Source organism: Hydrogenovibrio sp., from assembly GCF_965140365.1.
Classification (GTDB): Bacteria; Pseudomonadota; Gammaproteobacteria; order Thiomicrospirales; family Thiomicrospiraceae; genus Hydrogenovibrio.
In genome coordinates, this window is record NZ_OZ223196.1 from 1,732,441 (window position 1) to 1,747,558 (window position 15,118).

13 protein-coding genes are annotated in these 15,118 nt (G+C 49.6%); 6 read left to right on the forward strand and 7 right to left on the reverse strand.

Features of this window, described 5'->3' with window-relative positions:
- Nucleotides 1-5: 5 nt before the first annotated feature.
- Nucleotides 6-848, reverse strand: a complete 843-nt coding sequence (locus AC0KH7_RS08300; RefSeq protein WP_472372448.1) for a UDP-2,3-diacylglucosamine diphosphatase — start codon at nt 846-848, stop codon at nt 6-8.
- 201 nt (nt 849-1,049) lie between these two features.
- On the opposite strand from AC0KH7_RS08300, the gene AC0KH7_RS08305 reads away from it, so the two are divergent.
- The 5 genes from AC0KH7_RS08305 (at nt 1,050) to AC0KH7_RS08325 (ending at nt 5,485) form a co-directional block, all read left to right on the forward strand.
- Nucleotides 1,050-2,168 carry a glycosyltransferase family 4 protein gene (locus AC0KH7_RS08305; RefSeq protein ID WP_472372450.1) on the forward strand — a complete coding sequence of 373 codons (1,119 nt, stop codon included), beginning with the start codon at nt 1,050-1,052 and terminating at the stop codon, nt 2,166-2,168.
- A gap of 46 nt (nt 2,169-2,214) precedes the next feature.
- Nucleotides 2,215-2,541 (forward strand): hypothetical protein, encoded by a 327-nt coding sequence (locus tag AC0KH7_RS08310; RefSeq protein WP_472372451.1) that lies wholly within the window; start codon nt 2,215-2,217, stop codon nt 2,539-2,541.
- Nucleotides 2,542-2,722: 181 nt separating this feature from the next.
- Nucleotides 2,723-3,868: a glycosyltransferase gene (locus AC0KH7_RS08315; protein WP_472372453.1), complete on the forward strand. Its 1,146-nt coding sequence runs from the start codon at nt 2,723-2,725 to the stop codon at nt 3,866-3,868.
- Between the two features lie 33 nt (nt 3,869-3,901).
- On the forward strand, nt 3,902-4,810 hold the full coding sequence (locus AC0KH7_RS08320) for a DMT family transporter (RefSeq protein WP_472372455.1): 909 nt from the start codon (nt 3,902-3,904) through the stop codon (nt 4,808-4,810).
- A gap of 108 nt (nt 4,811-4,918) precedes the next feature.
- Nucleotides 4,919-5,485 (forward strand): DUF4136 domain-containing protein, encoded by a 567-nt coding sequence (locus tag AC0KH7_RS08325; protein WP_472372457.1) that lies wholly within the window; start codon nt 4,919-4,921, stop codon nt 5,483-5,485.
- 96 nt (nt 5,486-5,581) lie between these two features.
- On the opposite strand, the gene AC0KH7_RS08330 is transcribed toward AC0KH7_RS08325, so the two are convergent.
- Nucleotides 5,582-7,168, reverse strand: a complete 1,587-nt coding sequence (locus AC0KH7_RS08330) for an ABC-F family ATPase (RefSeq protein WP_472372459.1) — start codon at nt 7,166-7,168, stop codon at nt 5,582-5,584.
- 207 nt (nt 7,169-7,375) lie between these two features.
- On the opposite strand from AC0KH7_RS08330, the gene AC0KH7_RS08335 reads away from it, so the two are divergent.
- Nucleotides 7,376-8,377: a 2-hydroxyacid dehydrogenase gene (locus tag AC0KH7_RS08335; RefSeq protein WP_472372461.1), complete on the forward strand. Its 1,002-nt coding sequence runs from the start codon at nt 7,376-7,378 to the stop codon at nt 8,375-8,377.
- 97 nt (nt 8,378-8,474) lie between these two features.
- On the opposite strand, the gene htpG is transcribed toward AC0KH7_RS08335, so the two are convergent.
- From htpG to cheD, 5 genes are all read right to left on the reverse strand, one after another.
- Nucleotides 8,475-10,367, reverse strand: coding sequence for a molecular chaperone HtpG (gene htpG, locus AC0KH7_RS08340; RefSeq protein ID WP_472372463.1), 1,893 nt, complete (start codon nt 10,365-10,367; stop codon nt 8,475-8,477).
- 344 nt (nt 10,368-10,711) lie between these two features.
- The gene (locus AC0KH7_RS08345) at nt 10,712-11,605 is read right to left on the reverse strand and encodes a hypothetical protein (RefSeq protein ID WP_472372465.1); all 894 of its coding nucleotides are present in this window, start codon (nt 11,603-11,605) and stop codon (nt 10,712-10,714) included.
- Nucleotides 11,606-11,811: 206 nt separating this feature from the next.
- Entirely contained in the window at nt 11,812-12,378 is a 567-nt protein-coding gene (locus AC0KH7_RS08350; protein ID WP_472372467.1) for a hypothetical protein, read from the reverse strand.
- Nucleotides 12,379-12,437: 59 nt separating this feature from the next.
- Nucleotides 12,438-14,525, reverse strand: coding sequence for a chemotaxis protein CheA (locus AC0KH7_RS08355; protein ID WP_472372469.1), 2,088 nt, complete (start codon nt 14,523-14,525; stop codon nt 12,438-12,440).
- Nucleotides 14,526-14,535: 10 nt separating this feature from the next.
- Nucleotides 14,536-15,111, reverse strand: a complete 576-nt coding sequence (gene cheD, locus AC0KH7_RS08360) for a chemoreceptor glutamine deamidase CheD (protein ID WP_472372471.1) — start codon at nt 15,109-15,111, stop codon at nt 14,536-14,538.
- Nucleotides 15,112-15,118: the final 7 nt, after the last annotated feature.

The window sequence follows — 15,118 nt, forward strand, 5'->3', positions numbered from 1 at the left end:
AGCCGTTAAGCGGCGTTGGTCTGGTGACTGATTTCCACCCATTGCAACAGCTTCATCTCGCCGTCTCGGGTTTCGACTATCGCGGTGCAGGATTCCACCCAGTCACCGCAATTGAGGTATTCCACCCCGTTGATTTCACGGATTTCGGGGTGGTGGATATGACCGCAGATCACCCCTTTATAGCCCTGTTTTTTACAGTCCTCCACCACCGCGTCTTCATAGGCCGAAATGAACGACACCGCCGATTTGACCTTTTGTTTGATAAACGCCGACAAGGACCAGTACCCCATGCCGAACTTATGACGAATGCGATTGAAATAACGGTTGACGACCACCAGGCTTTCGTAACCCCAATCGCCGATGACCGCCAACCATTTCTGGGTTTGGATGACGCTGTCGTATTTATCGCCGTGTACCACCAACAACTTTTCCCCGCTGGTGGTCACATGCACCGCCTCATCCGTCAGGCGGATATTACCGAAATCGACACCGGAGTAACGGCGCAGAAAATCATCGTGATTACCGGTCACAAACACCACTTCGGTGCCGCGTTTGGCTTTGGTGAGAATACGGCGAATCACATTGGTGTGTTCCTGCGGCCAAAAAATACGTTTTTTCAAACGCCAGCCATCAATAATATCGCCCACTAGATACAGTTTGTCACATTGGTTGTATTTCAGGAATTCGGAAAGAAACTCGGCTTTCGCACCTTTAGAGCCCAGATGTACGTCGGAAATGAATATGCTTCGGTAGTTCGACATCTGATGATTGTTTTCCGCAACAATCAAATCGTCCGCTTCTATGGATTCCATCCAATCCGGCATAATCGCTAAAGGCGTGTCTTTCATTTTCCATCCCATCGTTAACCTTGTTTCGGGCAAGTTTAAAGGGGGCACTTGATGGATACATGACGCTTTAGTGACAATTAAATGACTGAAAAAACAGCCTTTTTCATATTAAGTTCACACAGGCGTCAACAAGGCACTCTAAGGTAATCGTAAGACTCACATACAACATACATATAACATAAAACAGCAGCGTCCGATGATATGAACACACCCGATTCCGCCGCGAACACCGCCAAACCTTACGCGCAAGCGCCCTTCAACACGCGCGGCATTCAGCGTCTTTCGCTGGTTACCGATGCCTGGCAACCACAAGTGAACGGCGTGGTCACCACCCTGTCGCAATTGATCGCTCACCTTCGCCAGCAAGGCATTGAAGTCGATGTCATCCATCCCAACGATTACGATTGCGTGCCCTTACCGACCTACCCGGAAATTCCGCTGGTCTGGCGCGCGCGCGGATTGGAACAACGCCTGCTGGAATTCCAACCCAATGCCATCCACATCGCTACCGAAGGCGCTTTGGGCTGGAAGGCACGCCGTATTGCCCGCAAACATGGTTTACCTTTCACCACCGCTTATCACACCAAGTATCCGGAATACATTCACGAACGCTTTCCGGTGCCGACGGACTGGGTCTATAAAATCATGCACCGTTTTCACAGCCCGGCGCAAAACACCTTCGTTCCGGGCGAGTCCATTTTGACGGAACTGCAAAACCGGCATTTCCAACACGTGGTGCTGATGACGCGCGGCGTGGATACCGACATTTTCAACCCGACCCGCGCCCGGCCTTCCGAAAAAGACACGCCGATGTACCTCTACGTCGGACGTATCGCGCCGGAAAAAAACCTCGCCGCTTTTTTGGATTTAGAATTGCCCGGTCACAAGGTTGTGGTCGGCAAAGGACCGGATTTGGAAAAATTGAAACAGGTTTACCCTGATGTGGAATTCACCGGCCCTAAATACGGCGCGGAACTGGCGCAATACTATGCCTCGGCCACCGTCTTCGTATTTCCATCCTTGACCGACACCTTCGGCGTGGTCAATCTGGAAGCCATCGCTTGCGGCACGCCGGTGGCCGCCTTTCCGGTCACCGGCCCCAAAGACATTATTACCGACGGCGTCAACGGTGTACTGAGTTGGGATTTGAAAGCGGCCATCGAACAGGCCGCGCAACTGAAACAACACCCAAGCAAGATTGCGCAGTCCATTCCACAGTACACTTGGCAAGGTGCGGCGCAGCAATTCGTCGACCACCTGGCGTTCATTGAGCAGGTCGATTCCCGGCAACCGGCAGACAAGACGGTCAAAATCTCTTAAAATACCGATAAGCTGTTCCACAAAACCGTTTATCGAGGAAAATACCGTGCCTAAAAATAAAGCTTTATTATTGTTGATCATCGCCTGGTTGATGGGCTTGATCGGTCTTGTGATGGGGCTGGTATTTGACCCTTTATGGTTTGCTCGCTTCGGCAGCTTGGTGGTGCTGTTTTCCGTGATGAGCGAATTCAGCCTGCTTCAGGTGGAGTTGCGCACCCTTTACGGTCGCTTGGACCAAATCGATGCGGAAGACGACATTCCCGATCTCAGCCCCTCGAAATGGCACCGCAAAAAATTCCGCATGACCCATATCGCCATTATCATCGGCACCTTGATCTGGGGCTTCGGCGATTTAATGCTGCCGCCTTACTGAGTCACGCCCTAGCCGTTACATCCTCAAACCTGCCAGGCCTGGTGGTTTTTAAAAGAACAACCATCGTCCATTCAATCATCACATCAAACCGTCATAAAGGCTTCAATAAGCTGTCATCCTACGATTGAAGGCGCTTTTTAGAATAAAGACTTTCATCCAAACAAAACCATAAGGAACGACGATGAAGGTCTGCCTTTTTACCGATACGCTCGGGGATTTAAACGGCGTCTCACGCTTTATTCAAGACATGGGCGAACAAGCCGCGCAACATTCCGACGAAGACTTTGACCTGCAAATCGTCACCGCCACCGCCAAACCCATTCCGGACGCCCCGTATATCCACAATCTTCCCTGCCGCTTTCGTCTTCCGATGCCGTTTTATCAGGAACTGGATTTGGTGTATCCGGATACGCGCGCCATCCGCCAGTTTCTGGAAAGCTATCAACCGGACCATGTCCACATTTCCACCCCCGGCCCGTTTGGTTGGGCCGCCAAGCGTCAGGCGGAAAAGCTTGGGCTACCGCTATTTGGCACTTACCACACCGATTTTCCGGCCTATCTGTACGACCTGACCCGATCCCGCTGGGTGAAAAAACAAACCGACAAAACCATGGCCAAATTCTACCGTTCCTTCCAGCATGTTTTCTCGCGCTCGGATGCCTATCTCGGCATTATGCAGCACGATTTGAAACTGCCGAGAGAGCGTATTTCCACCCTATTCCCCGGCACCAATCTAGCCAAGTTCCATCCCAAACACCAACGCCGCCAGGTCTGGTCGGATTTCAACTTAGACCCACAGCGTTTAAAAGTGCTGTATGTCGGACGCATCAATATCGAAAAAAATATACCGTTTCTGTTGGAAACCTGGCAAGCCTTGTTGGCGGAAACGCCCGAGCTTCCAGCCGACTTGATTCTGGTGGGCGAAGGCCGTTTCCGCAAATGGGCCCCAAAAATGAAACCGCATCACATCCACTTTCTCGGCCCGGTTCGCGATGCACAAACCCTCTCCGAACTCTATGCGTCCTCGGATTTATTCGTGTTTCCGTCCATCACCGACACCTTGGGGCAGGTCATTATGGAAGCCCAAGCCAGCGGCTTGGGCTGTCTGGTCTCCAATGTCGGCGGCCCGCAAACCCTAATCGAACCGCAACAAACCGGCCAGGTGCTCGAAGCCAATCACTTGAACACTTGGAAAAACGCCCTACACGATGCTTTGACAAAAGATGACATTCTTCGTCATTGGGCACAGAATAGTCGACCGAACATCGAGCAATATGATATTGTTAAATCTTTCCGACAATTTCGAGCGACGCACTTGACAAGCTAGTGTCGCGCTTGCGATGCTTTTAACCGAACGACTATGCCCCGACCGCTGAAACCCTTGCAACACAAAAACCAACTGAAAGGCGAAGCCTACAGTTTGGCTCTGTCCATTCTGGAAGCGCACTTTCCGATTTTCGCGTTTTTCACCGTCGCCGCACTCGGCGCGCTGCATGCCTATTTTTATAGCTTGCTCGTGGCCACAGTGGTACTGATCATCTGGTTTCTGGCGCGCGGCAAACGGCACGAACTCAAACGCACCGAAGCCTATAAAAATCTGGCGCTGACCAGCCTGTTTCTCACCACCCTGTTCGCGCTGGTGTTTCTGGCGTTGCAAACCACCTCGCCTAGCCATGTGGCCATTATTCTGTTCCTGCAAGTCTTATTCAGCTACCTGTTTCTCGGTCGCCGCCCGGGCGAAACCCTAGACCGCACCCACTTAATCGGTGTCATTCTCATGACCGGCGGGGCCATGATTGTGTTGTTCCCGGACAAATTCATCCTGGTGCTCGGCGACGGCTTGGCTTTACTGGCCGCGGCCATTGCACCCATTGCCAACTTTTTCCAGAAACGCGCCCGCGCACAAGTCTCGTCCGAAACCATTTTGATGACACGCAGCCTCATCGCTTTGCCGTTCGTCTATCTGTTGGCGGTCACCTTCGAAACCACCCCCAGTTGGGAAGCGATTGAAGCACAGTGGCTTTGGCTGTTCCTGACCGGTTTTCTGGTGTTTTTCATTTCAAAAATTTTCTGGGTGGAAGCCTTACACCTTTTGCCCATCACCAAGGTGAATGCGCTGTTTGCCTTCTCGCCGTTGCTCACCTTGGTGTTGGCGTATTTTTATCTGAACGAAATCCCAACCTGGTCGCAGATTCTCGGCGCTCTGCCCATTATTATCGGCAGTTATTTCATTACCCAAAAGCCGAAACCGGCTGGGCTGAAACGCTAAAGAAATCACCAGGCCTGGCTGTTTTTCGCTAAGTAGAAGTGCTACACTTGCTATAAATGAATTTACCTTTAAAATAAGAATTATTATTACTTGAAAGAGACGCACCTTATGAAAAAGACACTTTGGACATTATTGCTGGTTTTCGGGTTGAGCGGCTGCTCCACGGTTCAGGTCAGCGACGACTACGACACCAACACGGACTTCAGTCAGCTGAAAACCTACGACTGGCTACCGGCAAAGGACCAAGTCAAACCAACCGCTGAAGAGTTTGAAAAGAAAAACCCTCTCATCGCCGAACGCATTCAGAATGCGGTTCTGGCCAATATGAAAGCGAAAGGTTATCAGTTCGTATCCAAACAGCCGAATGCCTACATCACCTACCATGTCGGCGTCAGCTCTAAAATCCGTTCCACACCGGTCACGACTTCCATCGGCTTTGGCACCGGTTTTTACGGGGGCTACGGCGGTTTAGGCGTGCAAACCGGCTCCGATATCGAAGAATATCAGCAAGGTAAAGTGGTGTTGGATATTCTGGACAGCAACAAAAAACTGGTCTGGCGCGGCATCAGCACCTCGGATGTGGATCAGCACGCCGACCCGAAAGAAATTACCGAACAGGTGAATGAAATCGTACAAAAACTGCTGGCGCAATATCCGCCCAAAAAAGCTAAATAAGCCTCTCGACAGGGCCAATAAAAAAGCCGTTCATTGGAACGGCTTTTTTTATGCCTGACATTCAAAGCCAGGCGATGGACAAATCTCAACGAAAGCTTATTCGTTTTCGGCCAGATACGCCTCATAATCACCGTGATAAATTTCCACACCATCCGACTTCATCACCATCAGGCGTGTGGCCAGTGAGGAAACGAACTCGCGGTCATGAGACACAAAAATGACCGTGCCTTCAAAATCTTCCAACGCCTGGTTCAAAGACTCGATGGATTCCATATCCAAGTGATTGGTCGGTTCGTCCATAATCAGAATATTCGGCTTCTGCAACATCAACTTACCGAACAGCATGCGCCCTTGCTCACCACCGGACAGCACTTTCACCGACTTATCGATTTCTTTTTGGGAAAACAGCATTTTACCCAATACCGAACGCACGGCCTGCTCATCGTCTTCCGGCTGCTTCCATTGCGACATCCAATCCAACAGATTCAAATCTTCTTCAAATTCATGCGCATGGTCCTGAGCATAATAGCCAATCTGGTTGTTTTCCGACCATTTAATCGTCCCGGCATCGATATCCGTATCACCGACCAGGGTTTTCAAGAAAGTGGTTTTCCCGATACCATTCGGCCCAATGACCGCCATTTTTTCACCGGCTTCCAACATCAAGTTCAAGTCTTTGAAAATCGTCAGGTCATCGTAAGATTTGCTCAAATGCTCAATTTCCAGCGCCAAGCGGAACAACTTCTTATCCTGCTCGAAACGGATAAATGGATTCACTCGGCTGGACGGCTTCACTTCCTCCAACTCGATTTTATCAATCTGCTTCAAGCGCGAGGTGGCCTGTTTGGCTTTGGAGGCATTGGCCGAGAAACGGCTGACAAAGGATTTCAGTTCATTGATTTGCGCCTTTTTCTTGGCGTTATCGGCCAACAAACGCTCACGCGCTTGAGTGGAGGCAAACATATATTGGTCGTAATTGCCCGGATACACACGCAGCTCACCATAATCCAAATCCGCCATATGCGTACAAACCGAGTTCAGGAAGTGGCGGTCGTGCGAGATGATAATCATCGTGCTTTTACGTTCGTTCAACACGCTTTCCAACCAACGGATGGTATTGATATCGAGGTTGTTGGTCGGCTCGTCCAGCAACAGAATGTCCGGATCGGCAAACAAGGCTTGCGCCAACAATACCCGCAGTTTCCAGCCCGGTGCGATTTCCGACATGGGACCGAAATGCTGCTCCACCGGAATTTCCAGTCCCAGCAACAACTCCCCGGCACGTGCTTCAGCGGTGTAACCGTCCATTTCACCAAAAGCCACTTCCAGGTCGGCGACTTTGATGCCGTCTTCTTCCGACATTTCCGGCAAGCTGTAAATGCGGTCACGCTCTTTTTTGACCTCCCACAGCGCCGTGTCTCCCATAATCACCGTATCGATCACGCTGAATTCTTCATACGCGAACTGATCCTGACGCAGTTTACCCAGCACATCGTCCGGGTCCAAGCTGACGTTACCGCCGGTCGGCTCCAAGTCCCCACCCAAAATTTTCATAAAGGTGGACTTCCCGCAGCCGTTGGCGCCAATCAAACCGTAACGATTGCCGTCGCCAAATTTAACGCTGATGTTTTCGAAAAGCGGCTTCTCGCCGAATTGCATGGTGATGTTCGCGGTTGAAATCAAAATGGGTACCCTTTTAGGAATCTGGAATCAAAAATCGGCTTTAAAAACCGAATGTTAAAGAAGGCGCTATTGTGGCACAAAACACCACAAAAAACGACCAGGCCTGGCGGTTTTCGATTATGTTACCTTGTTTTAAAAGGGTCACTTGACAGCGATAAAACCCCTTATGCTATAGTGGTTACTCAATCATCCAAAATGGAAGCCACCATGAAAGTCGCCTTTTTCAGCACCACCAAAACCGACAAAGCTCTCTTTGACAGACTCTCACCCGATTACCCGGTGGACATCGACTACTTTGATGTGCACCTTAACGAGAAAACCGTGCCGCTGGCCAAAGGCTATCGCGCGGTATGCGTATTCGTCAACGACGCTTTGTCACGCCCGGTCATCGAACAATTAGCGGCCGGCGGCACCGAGCTGATTGCATTACGGTGTGCCGGTTTTAATAACGTCGACAGACAAGCGGCTCGTGAACACAAACTCACCATCTTGCGTGTGCCGGCCTATTCGCCGATGGCGGTGGCGGAGCACGCTTTGGCGTTAATGATGAGTTTGAACCGTAAAACCTACCGTTCTTACATTCGCGTACGCGACGGCAACTTCACCTTGGAAGGCTTGCTGGGGTTCGATATGTTTCGCAAAACCGCCGGCGTCATCGGGACCGGCCGCATCGGTTTGGAAATGACCCGCATTCTCACCGGCCTAGGGTTAAACGTTCTGGCGTACGACCCTTACCCGAACCAACAGGCCGAGGAATACGGCGCCGAATACGTTGAGCTGGATGAACTTTATCGGCAAAGCGACATCATCACCTTACACGTGCCGTTAATGCCGGAAACCCACCACCTGATCGATGAAACCGCGTTGAGCAAAATGAAAGACGGCGTCATGTTGATCAACACCAGTCGGGGGGCCTTAATGGATGCCGATGCGATGGTACAAGGCGTGAAAGACCGCAAAATCGGCTACCTGGGCATCGATGTCTACGAACAGGAAGAAAACCTGTTTTTTGAAGACCACTCGGAAGAAATCATCGACGACGATACCTTCGAACGCCTAGTGACCTTACCGAATGTATTGATTACCGCGCATCAGGCTTATTTTACGGCGGAAGCGTTGGATAACATTGGCCAAACCACACTGGAAAACATTCAAGACTTTGAACACGACGACATCGATCAAAGTCGCTGCGTGCTATGTGAACTGTAATCCGCTGTAGCACCACTTCTGAACGCCATAAAAAAGCCCCAGGCCGAACACAATCGACCTGGGGCTTTTGTCGCTCTGGAAACGTTCAGTGACCCAATCAGATCACCTCACTCAGCAAGGCATTCATACGTTTGATGAAATCCGCCGGATTTTCCAAATGGTCGCCTTCCGCCAGCTGCGCTTGCTCCAGCAGGAACAAAGACCATTCTTTGATTTTAGCCTCATCTTCCAAGCCATCCAGTTTTTTCACCAAGGCATGATCCGGATTCAACTCCAATACCGGGTTTTGTTTCGGCATGGCTTGCCCCATCTGCTCCAACATACGCGCCATGTGCGCAGAGACATCACCGTCCGCCGGAACCACACACGCCGGAGAATCCGTCAAACGGTGGGTGATTTTGACGTCGGACACGGCGTCTTCAATGGCTTTTTTAACTTTTTCGGTCAAGGCTTCACGGGCTTGCTTGTCTTCTTCCGACAAATCCTTTTCGGCTTCGTCTTCGAATTCTTTCAAGTCTGCGGCCGTCACCGATTTCAGCTGTTTGCCTTCGAATTCGGTCAAGTGCGATACCAACCATTCATCGATGCGGTCGGTCATCAACAACACTTCAATCCCTTTCTTACGGAACATTTCCAAGTGCGGGCTGCCGGAAGCGGCGGCATAGGTTTCCGCCGTGATGAAGTAAATGGCTTCCTGATCGTCCGCCATGCGGTCAACATAATCCTGCAACGATACACGCTGGGTCGGCCCGGAAGATTCATGGGTTGATGAGAAGCGCAACAGCTTGGCGATTTTTTCGCGGTTGGCAAAATCCTCGATAATCCCTTCTTTCATGACATTACCGAACTGATCCCAGAAGGTCTCATAATCGGTTTGATCATCGGCCTTAGCCATTTTAGCCAACTGGTCCAGCACGCGTTTCACCGACGCGGAACGGATTTTATCCACCACACGGTTGCTTTGCAGGATTTCACGCGACACGTTCAACGGCAAGTCATTGGAATCAATGACCCCACGGACGAAACGCAGATAGCTCGGCATCAAATGCTCGGCGTCGTCCATGATAAACACACGTTTCACGTACAGCTTCAGGCCATAACGACGGTCGCGATCATACAAGTCGAACGGCGCACGTTTTGGAATGTACAGCAAAGAGGTGTATTCCAAAGTCCCTTCCACTTTATTGTGTAAGTGAGCCAACGGGCTTTCATAATCATGCGAAACCGTCTGATAGAAGTTGTTGTAATCCTCGTCCGACAACTCGGACTTGGGTTGCGTCCAGATCGCGGTGGCCTTGTTGACTTGCTCCAGCGTTTTCTCACCGGTTTCCTTACCTTCATCATCGGTTTCGGCTTGCCACATCTTAATCGGGAAATTGATATGGTCGGAATAAGTGGTGATGATGTGCTTCAGACGGAAATCATCCAGGAACTCGTCCATGTCTTCTTTCAAATGCAGAACGATTTCAGTTCCTTTCACATCCTTTTCGACGGTTTCCAAAGTATATTCACCTTCACCAGCGGATTCCCAGCGTGTGCCTTCGGCTTTGTCGTCCCCCGCTTTACGCGTCGTCAGCGTGACTTTATCGGCGACAATGAATGAAGAATAAAAGCCCACCCCGAATTGACCGATCAAATGACTGTCTTTGGCTTGGTCTCCGGTCAGGCTTTCCAGGAATTTTTTGGTGCCGGAATTGGCAATCGTTCCGATATTCGCGATGACTTCGTCACGCGTCATACCGATACCGTTATCAATAATGGATACGGTGCGAGCGTCTTTGTCGAAACCGACCTGAATCGCCAACTCGGATTCGCCTTCAGACAAGGCATCATTGGAAACCGACTCGAAACGCAATTTATCCAAAGCATCGGACGCATTGGACACCAACTCTCTCAAGAAAATCTCTTTATTACTGTAAAGGGCATGAATCATCAGTTTCAGCAACTGATTCACTTCGGTTTGGAACGCATGAGTTTCCGTATGGCTCATTTAAAGCTTCTCCTTCATTGAGGTTAGTCTTTTGTTTATTGGAGAGCTTTGCACGGGATGGATACACGGCTAAAAATGGCTAAAATCTTCCTGAATGTCGTTGAAAAACTCGTTAATAGCCAGCTATTAGCTTCGTTTTCCGCCTAATTCAGAAAAATTTTATCTCATTTTTTCCTCGCATCCCACCCGTGCAAATCTCTCTATAGGTTTAAAAAGTTAGGGATTAAATAGGGCCAGGCCTGGTCTTTTTCAAGACTTGAACGCATGTTTTTTTCATATCTGGGCTCTAAAACCAAAAAAAGCGCTCGGAGAGCGCTTTTTAACCTATCGAAAGGCGGTGGAAATTATTCGTTTCCGGCCACAATTTCTAAAGACTGTTTGATTTCGTCCGGTGCATTAGCAATTGACATGAAGCTGCCGGATCCCATCATGGACAAGCTTGGCCAGTTGATGGCGATACGGAACTTCCCGTTCAAAGCCAAAGCTTCATCCCCGTTGACCAACAACTCATATGGCAAATGCGCCGCGTGAGAATGCCCTTCCCCGTCGATTTGCGTCAGAATGTTTTTGTCCGCCCCTTCGGTTTTGGAGAAGGCCACACCGAATACCGTCATGTCCTTGCCCGGAATATCGATGCGATAAACTTGGGTCACCCCACCGCGCCCTGCTTTCAAACCGGCTTCAATGGTATTGACACCTTCTTGATAAGAATCGAACTCTTGAATTTCATCGACGTCGTCGAAATACGGCATCATGAATTTATAGTGGTATTCGCGCAACTCGTCGGCCGTTAACGGCTTTTCCGCACCGAAGCTTTTTTGGTTGCCTAACGCTTTTTCCATCGCCGCTTGTACTGGCTGAATATCACCTTTCATACGATACACATTCCACATGTACGTTGGGTTGGTGTAAGACACCTCGGTTTGGTTACCACGCTTTACAACAGAAACACGTTCCATGGCACCAAAACCACCGTTTTTGGAGAGACCAGCCAGGTTTTTCAACGCATCGTTGGTCACAACAATGACTTCACTATCGGCATTTGGCTTATAACTGCCAACCACTTCAAAACCGTTTTCGGTGAGGGCTTGCTTCGTTTTATCCACGACAGCGGAAACACTGCCCCCTGACGAAGAACCCAAAATAAACGGCATATAGCCGGCGGCCATAGCCGATGTCGCCGAAGCCAATAACGACACCGCCAGAGAAGCAGTCAAAAAGAGGGATTTAAATTTCATGAGCGATCCATTTATATTGTTAAATTTACGGAGTCATCATTGTTATCAATTTTCCGTAAGAATTAAAATTCAATTTATTTATGCTTAAATTAAGAAAATACTAAAACGCTAATATGTTTTGAGTTTTAAGCGTAATCACGTGTCTAAAAACGCAAAAGCGCCTAAAAAGGCGCTTTTAAAAACAGCAACAAACGTGTTATTCCACATCAGAAAAACTCGATTTCTTCCTCTTCTTCATTGGATTCGGTCATACGATCACGCATACGGCCTTTCATCACCTCAATCGCTTCGTCTGCCGGCATCTCCTGGTCAAAGATCAAGTCGAACAACTCTTCTTCCTCACGCATCGTCGTTCCCTTACGAACCTCCGATTTAAATGCCTCCCACTGCGCTTCGTCTTTGGCGTGCATTTCATGAGAGACAATTTCCGACAGGCCTGATAAACCATGCGAAACATGGTTTAAGCGCTGGCTAAGCTTGTCGTAAAATTGGAACGCAATAATGGCTTGTTGCATTTTTAATGCCAAATCGCCAGTCTGAGTCAGAAGCGATTGATTATGCTCTTCAATGCCTTCCACGTCGGTGGACATTTCGGCAATTTTTTTACTGGAACGCTCAATGTCTTCGATGTGCTGAGACATATAGGAAAACGAATCGATCAGGGTATTGACCGAGTTATCCCCATCCGTAATCGACAACTCGATTTGAGCCACGGATAAATTTAAAACCATGATGGTTTCTTGAACTTCTTTGGCGCCTAATGCGAACGACATAATTCCCTCTGGTCTGTCTTTGTTATTTTTATAATGGAAGGGGCCTGCCCTTCCCGCGGTTATGCCGCATTGGAATGGAGGTTACCGCCCTTATGAGATGACAAGGTTTCTGTGATGTCCAAAATCAGCGAAACCGTCCCGTCGCCCAAAATGGTGGCGCCGGCAATGCTGCTGATTTTCATGAAATTACTTTCCATACTCTTAATCACCACTTGCTGTTGCCCCAACAGGTCATCCACAAAGATCCCGGCACGGCGTCCACCGTCTTCGACAACGACCAACAACCCTTCTTCCAGATCGGTACGCGCATCGGATATGCCGAGCTTGTCATGCAGACGAATCACTGGAATATAGCTGTCACGCAGCTTGTACAACTCGGTCTGCCCGGCAATGCCTTTGACCAGCGACTTGTCGACCTGGATGGATTCGACAATCGACACCAACGGGAAAACATAGGTTTCTGAGCCGACTTTCGCCAACTGACCATCCAGAATCGCCAAGGTCAACGGCAAACGGATGGTGAAGACACTGCCTTTCCCTTTTTCCGTTTTGACTTCAACCGAGCCGCCTAAGCCGCGGATATTACGACGCACCACATCCATACCAACACCACGACCGGAAACGTCACTAATGACATCGGCGGTAGAGAAACCTGGATGGAAGATCAAATCAATCACTTCCTCATCGCTCATTTTCACGTCTTCGTCAATCACGCCTTTTTCAATGGCTTTTTGACGAATGCGATCCGCGTGAATCCCGGCGCCGTCATCCGTAATCTGAATCAGAATATTGCCACCTTGGTGGAAAGCCGCCATTTTCACGGTACCGGTTTCCGGCTTTCCGGCTGCAAGACGAACATCCGGCGCTTCCACGCCGTGGTCAATGGAGTTACGCACAATATGCACCAGCGGATCGGTTAAGGCTTCCAACATGGTTTTATCCAGTTCGGTGCCTTCCCCTTCCATGACCAAGTCGATTTTTTTACCCAGTTTTTGGCTAACATCATGCACTATACGCGGCATACGGTTAAAGGCAAAACTCACCGGCAACATACGGATGTTCATCACACTTTCCTGCAAGTCTCGCGTATGACGCTCCAGGTGTGTCAGCCCTTCTTTCAATTTATCCGCCCAATCCGAGGTGCCCCCCTCATTTTGTTCGGCCTGCTCCCCGAACTGACTCAACATGGACTGGGTAATGACCAACTCACCAACCAAGTTAACCAATTGATCGATTTTGCTCAAATCAACGCGAATGGAGCTATCTTGTTTCGGAGCAGGCGCTGAGGCCTTAGCGGAGGGCTTTTTCGCTGCAACAGCAGGTTTGGCTGCTGTTGCAGCGGGCGCTTCCGGAACGGAAGCAACATTTTCAACTGGTTTTTCAGCGGGCACGTCCTCGACTGGCGTTTCGGCCGTTGGCGGGGTGATGGTGATTTCGGCACCATCACCATCAATCCATTCAAAGACTTCTTTAACGTCTTCTTCGTTGATGTTGTCACCGGACAGGTGCAGCGTCCACTTCAAGAACAGTTCTTCCGGATTCAGCTCAGCAATGTCTTGCGGAAGTGCCGAATCATCCACGGTCACTTCAACGGTGCCCAGCGTTTCGAGCTCACGGAATATACGAATGGGCTCATTACCAGTTTGCAATAATTCTTTTTCAGGAATGACTTCAATGGTCCAAACACCACCGCCGCTTGGCGCAGGCGTTGCTGATGACTCAGTCACGCTATCTGCTGATGGCGCCGTTTCACCAGATGCACCGTTACTTAAGATATTTTCCAAGGCTTGTTGGACTTCAGATGCTGTCGCCTCATCAATGTCTTCGTGGTTTTGCAGACGCGTCATCATGTCTCGCAACACATCTACCGCTTGTAACATGACATCCGTCGCTTCCTGTGTCACATCGCGGCGTCCGTCGCGCATTTCATCCAGCAAGGTCTCCAGAACATGGGTGAAATCGATAATTTCATTAAACCCGAAGGTACCGCTCCCGCCTTTGATGGAGTGGGCTGCACGGAAAATTTCATTGATTTTTTCGTTATCCGGGGTACCTGGCTCCAACTCCAGCAGCCCGGCTTCCATTACATCCAACCCTTCAAAGCTTTCTTCCAGGTAGGTCTGGCGAAATGTTTCCATCATGTCCATAGCGGTATCCTCAGAACAGTTCTACATCACCCTCAACAGGCTTCGATCCAATATTATTAATATAGCGGCTTTCTTCAGCAGCCAATGTCTGGTTGTGCATCGCATTCAAGCGTCTGACCCGAACTCTGCCCGAGTTCGGATAGTATAAAATCTTTCTCGGATAAACATCCCCGATGTCTTGAGAAACAATCTTGAAGCCTTCCGTATAAATGTAATCAAACGCAAAGCCAATATTGTACCAACCGATGTTCGTAGTGGAACTCATGATACGCCCGCCACCGAAGAGCTTAAATTCCAAGCGTTCACGTTTGGCACCCAAATTCAGCAAAGCGTTCACCAAGTTTTCCATGGCATAGTTGCCATAACGATTGGCATCGGACAGTTCGGAGGCACCGGTACTATTTTTATCGACCGGCAACATAAAATGGTTCATACCACCGACACCGGTGACCGGATCTCGTACACACGCCGAGATACAAGAGCCCAGCACCGTTTCAATCCGTTCGTGTTCTCGGGTTACATAAAACTCGCCCGGTAAAATTTTGTAGGTTGTAATGCCCTCGGCTGGATCCACACTTTTTTGCATAATTCGG